Source organism: Streptomyces sp. NPDC002265, assembly GCF_040296125.1.
In the GTDB taxonomy this organism is placed as follows: Bacteria; Actinomycetota; Actinomycetes; order Streptomycetales; family Streptomycetaceae; genus Streptomyces.
In genome coordinates this window covers 1-6367 of record NZ_JBEOWS010000461.1, presented here as the reverse complement: position 1 = coordinate 6367, position 6367 = coordinate 1, and the positions used below count along the sequence as shown (strand labels likewise).

Below are 6367 nucleotides of genomic sequence, written 5' to 3'. Positions count from 1 at the left end.
GCACCTGGCCTCCGTCGAGGACGGCCAGTGCGGGTTGGCCCCCGTGCTTCCACGCCGCGCTTGCTCGCGCGAGCCGGGCGCGCGCCTGGTCTGAACTGTTCAGCAGGCGGCCGACGACGCGAGGGTCGCCGTCCGCTCGTGCCGCGCGCCGGACGGTGTCCAGCCAGGGGTCGGTGTCGAGCCAGAGCCGGGCGGCGGGGGTGTCTGTGGTGGCGACCGCGTGGCTGTAGGCGTCGGCGGCACGGTGGGCGGCGTCGTCGGCCAGCGTGCGCAGCCGGTCGGGGGCGACAAGGCTGTCCTCGTGGCCCGGATCCGGGAACGGTCCGACGGTGACGGGTCCGGTCGTCGGCGCGGGAAGCTCCGGCAGCGGAGGCAGTCCGCCTTTCTGCCGGGCCCGCGTGAACGCCTCGCCTGCCGGGACACCGCGACCCGCGCGCGCCCTGGTCACTTCCGCCTCTTCGGCAGCGGCGGCCTCGCGTTCGGCGCACCGGAGCGCTGCTTCCTCACGCACGAGGTCCAAGTGGTGGCCGCGCAGCAGCAGGAGGGCGTCGGGGCGGGCGTCGATGGCCCGGGCGTACTGGTAGGAGAGCGCTGCCGCGTGTTTGCAGGGAAAGCCCCAGTCGGGGCAGGTGCATGCGTAGTCGGTGAGGGCGGGTCCGGGTACCAGGGCGATGTCTTCGGCGACGGCGATGCGCGCGGTTGCCTCGCCGAGCTCCCCACGGGACAGTTCGGCGGCGGCGTCGACGTCGTCCGTCCATGACTCGAGCAGCCGGTCCGCCTCCGCCTCGGGCAGTGCGGGAACTCGGAGCGTGACGCTGTAGGGGCGGCGGCCGCTGCCGGTGACCCGGGCGGACAGTTCGCCCGCGCGTACGGTGATGTCGCCGACCGCCCCGCGCCGGGCGTAGGTGCGGGCACGGTCGAGCCTGGCCGCGTGCCCGACGTCCCCTCCGCGGGGGCCTTCCAGGGCGGCGATCCACAAGGCGCCCCACGGCCCGTCCGTCAGCTTGCGTTGTCCCGGTACCGGCGCAGGCTTCGGGAGGACCAGGTCGCCGGGGCGCTTGCCTGTGCCGTTGCGGCTCATCGGCTGCTCCGGTCGGTGGCGGTGTGCAGGGCGACCAGGTCGCAGAGTTCGTCGTCGGTCAGGTCGCTGATCGCGGCCTCCCCCCGGTTTCCGCCGAGGACCGAGTCCGCCAGGTCACGCTTGGACGAGATGAGCTGTGCGATGCGCTCCTCGACGGTGCCCTCGGTGATCAGCCGGTGGACCTGGACCGGCTGGGTCTGGCCGATACGGTAGGCGCGGTCGGTGGCCTGGTCCTCGACGGCGGGGTTCCACCAGCGGTCGTAGTGGACGACATGGGACGCCCGGGTGAGGTTGAGGCCGGTGCCGGCTGCCTTCAGGGACAGCAGGAACACCGGGACCTCGCCCCTCTGGAAGGCGTCGACCATCTCCTCTCGGCGGTGCACCGGTGTCCCGCCGTGTAGCAGGAGTGTTGGGACTTCGCGCCGGGCCAGGTGCGCCTCCAGCATCCGAGCCATCCTCGTGTACTGGGTGAAGACCAGCACGGATGCGTTCTCGGCCAGGAGGACGTCGATCAGGTCGTCGAGGAGTTCGAGTTTGCCGCTGCGTCCGGTGAGGCGGGCCGCCGTGTCCTCCTTCAGGTAGTGGCCGGGATGGTTGCAGATCTGCTTGAGCGCGGTGAGGAGTTTGAGGACCAGGGCGTGCCGGGTGATGCCCTGTGCGTTACGGATCTCGTCCATCGATTCCCGTACCTGTGCCTCGTACAGCACCGCCTGTTCCCGGGTCAGCCGGACCGGGTGGTCGGTCTCGGTCTTGGGCGGCAGTTCGGGGGCGATGCCCGGGTCAGTCTTGCGGCGGCGCAGCACGAAGGGGCGGATGAGGCGGCCGAGCCGTCCGGCGGCCGCCGCGTCGGTCTCGGCCTCGCTGCCGCGGGCGGCGCGTTCGGCGGCCCGGCCGTAGCGGTCCCGGAAGGCGGTGAGCGGGCCGAGCAGACCGGGGGTAACCCAGTCCAGGAGCGCCCAGAGTTCGGTGAGGTTGTTCTCCACCGGTGTGCCGGAGAGCGCCACCCTGGCCTGGGCGGGGAGGGCGCGCATGGCCTTGGCGGTGACCGAGGCGGGGTTCTTGGCGTGCTGCGCCTCGTCGGCGATGACGAGTCCCCAGGGTCCGGCCTCGCGAAGGTCGGACAGGTCACGGCGGAGTGTGCCGTAGGTGGTGAGGACGATCTCCCCGGGCTGGATGTCACCGAGGTCGCGTGCGGGTCCGTGATGGCGGCGCCAGGGCGTACCGGGCGCGAACCTGTCGATCTCCCGCCCCCAGTTGCCGAGCAGCGAGGCGGGACATACCACCAGGGCGGGTCCGTTGGCCGTTTTCGGATCCTCCTGCCGGCGCAGGTGGAGGGCGATGGCGGTGACCGTCTTGCCGAGGCCCATGTCGTCGGCGAGGCAGGCGCCCAGACCGAGGCGGGTGAGCCGGTCGAGCCAGGCCAGGCCGCGCAGCTGGTACCCGCGCAGGGTGGCCTCCAGCCCGGCGGGAGGCAGCAGCTCGGCGTTTGCGGCGTGCTCCGGTGCGGTCAGCCGGTCACGAAGGGAGGCAAGCCATCCGTCCGGCCGCACCGGGGTGACGGATCCGTCGTCGCCCGCCACCTCGCCCGTGAGGACGGCCGTCAGTGCCTCCAGGGCACCCAGTTCGCGTGAGCGGGTCCGGGCCTTGCGTACCAGCGCCTCGTCGACGACGACCCACTGGTCCCGCAGCCGCACCAGCGGACGCCCGGCCTGTGCCAGCCGGTCGAGCTCCGCAGGGGTGAGAGTGCGGTCGCCCACCGCCAGCTCCCAGCGGAAGGAGAGCAGCGCGTCGGGTGTGAAGAAGCCCGATCCCTCCGGTTCTTCGTCCGGCGAACCACTCCCGGGCTCGACGACTGCCTGTACGACGAGGTCCCGGACCAGGTCCTTCGGCAGGTGAACCGCCACGCCCACCCGTGCCAGGGCACCGATGCCGTCGTCCAGCAGGGCGAGAAAGGCGTCGTCGTCCACGTCCAGTACGTCCGGCCCGGCCGACTCCCGCAGTGGGGCGAGTGCGGGCCAGACCTCGGCGGCCGCGCGCAGCATCGCGTCGACCCGCGCACGGTCACGGGGACCGAATCCGTGCACGGTCCCACACCGCACCTCGGCCAGGTCTGCGAGCAGCAACGGATCCGCCAGCGAACGCACCTGGGGCACACACCGCGCCGCCGCTGCGAGGCGGTGCGCACCGCCCGTGCCCGAGCCGTCGTCGACTCTGTCGAAATTCTGCTCCCTGTCCGGCAGTTCAAGCCGGAGGGAGAGCTGGACACCGGCGTCCCGGCCGTCGGCGACCTTGGCGGCCCAGCCCCACAGCCCCGGCAGATGCCTGGGGTCCCGACCAGCGAAAGCGGCCTGCCCAGCGGCGGCGGCAGCAGCGGACGTGCGGGGCAGCAGGTCGGCCACCGCGTCCAGGAACAGACGCAGCCGGTCGTACGGATGCGGCAGAAGCAGCGGAGTACGTCCACGCCCGGCCTGCTCGAACGGAGTCGCGTAGGCGGCGGGGTCGAGGGATCCGGCCAACGCCCGTACCCAGCCGGCGTCCTCCTGCGAGAACGGCCCCAGCCTCCAGGCGTCGTACCCGCCGGAACTCAGCCCGGGCAGCAACAGCCCTCGGCCGGCCATGTGCAGCGCGTAGAGGGCCGCGTGGCGCCATGCGGCACCTGTCGCGGCAAGCCGCTCCGACGGCTCGTCAAGGAGCAACGGCAAAACGTCGGCGAGCGGGCCCACCACCGCAGGAACGGTCTGCCGCCGCCCACCGCGACCGTGCGGCAGGACCACCAGGAGCTCTTCGGTGGGAGCACCGGCCGGCAGCCGCCCACCCTGGGCGTGGAAAGCGATCCGTCCGAAGCGCGGGAGACCGCCCGGCAGGAACACAGCCGTGCACCCCCTCAGATCCTCCCACCACACCGGATCGAACACGACGGTCCCGGGAACGGGTGATACCTGCTCCGGCTCCTGAGTGACGGACGGATCCACAGCCTGCCGTTGCGGGGAAGGGATACGCCCCCTGAACAGGTGGCGATCATCGATCTCCCGACCGTCCACATCAAAGTACCGAGCGCTCTGCTCCTGGCCTTCGTCGTTCATGGTCACCACGCGGTAGACCGTGGCCATCGTCTGGTTCCTCTGCCGATGTCCCCCAGCCGCACCTGCCGCCGGTTTTCCTACTGATTGCCCCAGCCGCGAGTCCACCGACCGGATTGCCTCAACGCTACCGGAGCGGACAACCTCGCAGTGAAGCTCTCCGCGATCGGTGGACACTCCATCTCGTGGCTCCGCCTACCGGTTGGTACTCGATCGGCATGGCGACACTCCTGAGGAAACAGCGCCCTTCCCAGGCCCCCTGCGGACACGGACGCCCAAGCCCGACGACGCGGATCCCCGCGTCGGCGGCGCCACAAAGTGCCGCTCCATTGGTGGCTTCCGCTCACGGCGGCGACAGTCGACCGCATTCAGGATACGTGCGCGTTTCTCGGGTGCCATGTCCGGGTGCAGGCCCTGGGTGAAGCCGCTTGGCGGCGGTGTGCCGGGGGGCGTCGGTCACGGGCTGCTTCCTTCTTGCCCTCCCCTGTGTGGGACGGGCTGCTGGCCATGGAGCAACTGGCTCTGCGGCCCTTCAGGCCCGTCAGGGAGGACGGTGCAGGGCGTGGAGGGTCGGGTCTGCCGCTGGGCGTCCTGGCATCCGTGCAGCTGTACACGACCGATGCTGCAGGGTAGTTCGAGGGCCGGGCTCACTCCCCCAGCTGCCAGCACCAGGGCCGCGACCGCGGTCTCAGCCGGTACTACGAGCTGGTGACTGCCGAGCAGATGCTGGGGCCGAGCGGTTCGACCCGTGCAGCAAGTGCGGCGGCTACGCTACTCGCCGTCTGTCGACGACGCAGGTCACCTACTACCGTGCAGCGCACCAGGTACACGACCTCGCCCAACGGGTCCGGTGGATCCTGGGCCACCCCGAGCTGGGAACAGACAGCGCCTCGCCCCTGACCGAACTCAACGAATGGGACGCCGCCACCTCGCCTGACGACTGGTTCGACGCGGACGACGAGGAGAGACAGTGGGGCCGCTTCATCCGCCCCCTCCTACAGCAACTGGAAGCGGCAGTCTCCGATCCCCGACCCTCGTCGTAAGACGCGGTCTCGGGCGGGCATCCGCTCCGAGACCCTGCACCGTTGCCAGCCTGCGGGTGCGTCGTCGCCAGCGCGGTTCTTGACCGGGACACCTGACATCATGCTGCTCTGGAGGTCACTCGTTCCGTATGTGAACCCGCCATCGGCTGCAGGCTGTAGCGACTCCGGGCATCCCGACCGTCTGGTGTTCTCGGCGGGGATCGCCGGGTCGGTGTAGGCCGCATCGGCTATCAGCCGGCAGCGGGAAAATCGACGAGGATCTTCCAAGATGACGAACATGCGTCGCCGCCGCTATCCATCCGACGCCACCGTCGCCGAATGGGCCCTGCTCGAACCGCTGCTGCCCATCCCGGCCTGCCAGACCAAGACAGGCGGGCGCCCCGAGAAGTGGCCCAGGCGCGAGATCGTCGATGCCATCCGCTACATCGTCGACAACGGAGCCAAGTGGAGGGCCCTGCCCTCCGACTTCCCACCCTGGGAAACGGTCTATGGCTTCTTCGCACGGTGGAGCCGGGCCGGGGCCGTTGCCTGGATCCGCGACCAGCTGAGGCGACGGATCCGTACGAACCTCGGCCGCTGCCCCTACCCCGTCACCCTGATCGTCGACTCACAATCGGTGAAAGCCGCCGACACCGTCTCGAAGGCCACCCGCGGCTACGACGCCGGCAAAAAGATCAACGGCCGCAAGAGACACATCGCGGTCGACACCAAGGGTCTACCAATGATGATCATGGTGACCCCCGCGGACATGACCGATCGCGACGCAGCCCGCGAGATGCTGTTCCGCCTACGCATCACCCACCCGCAGATCACCCAGGTCTGGGCCGACTCCGCATACGCCGGCCAGCTCGTCGACTGGGCCGAGCACCGTCTCCACCTGACCTTGAGGACGGTCACCAGGCCCAGGGGCGCCAAGGGGTTCGTCGTCCTTCCCCGCCGTTGGAAAGTGGAACGGACGCTGGGCTGGATCATGCACGCCCGCCGCAACGTTCGCGACTACGAACGTCTCCCACAACACAGCGAAGCCCACCTGACCTGGTCACTCATCACCCTGATGACCCGGCGCCTCGGAAGATTTCAAGTCCAGTGAGACGGTCGTGACGCTATGAGGTTTGTGGTGTGGACTCCCTGCGCTTGGCCGGGTCGTTGATCCATGCCCGCTG

Annotated in this window: 3 protein-coding genes; 1 reads left to right on the top strand and 2 read right to left on the bottom strand. The window is 70.4% G+C overall.

Features of this window, described 5'->3' with window-relative positions; genetic code table 11:
* Both ABT085_RS42505 and ABT085_RS42500 read right to left on the bottom strand, forming a co-directional pair.
* Positions 1–1081: SWIM zinc finger family protein (locus ABT085_RS42505; protein WP_351621370.1), on the bottom strand; the 1081-nt coding region annotated here is incomplete at its 3' end.
* The gene (locus ABT085_RS42500) at positions 1078–3996 is read right to left on the bottom strand and encodes an SCO1167/SCO6262 family helicase (RefSeq protein ID WP_351621367.1); all 2919 of its coding nucleotides are present in this window, start codon (positions 3994–3996) and stop codon (positions 1078–1080) included. The genes ABT085_RS42500 and ABT085_RS42505, both read right to left, overlap by 4 nt.
* Positions 3997–5481: 1485 nt before the next feature.
* On the opposite strand from ABT085_RS42500, the gene ABT085_RS42495 reads away from it, so the two are divergent.
* On the top strand, positions 5482–6294 hold the full coding sequence (locus tag ABT085_RS42495) for an IS5 family transposase (RefSeq protein ID WP_351621364.1): 813 nt from the start codon (positions 5482–5484) through the stop codon (positions 6292–6294).
* Positions 6295–6367 lie beyond the last annotated feature (73 nt).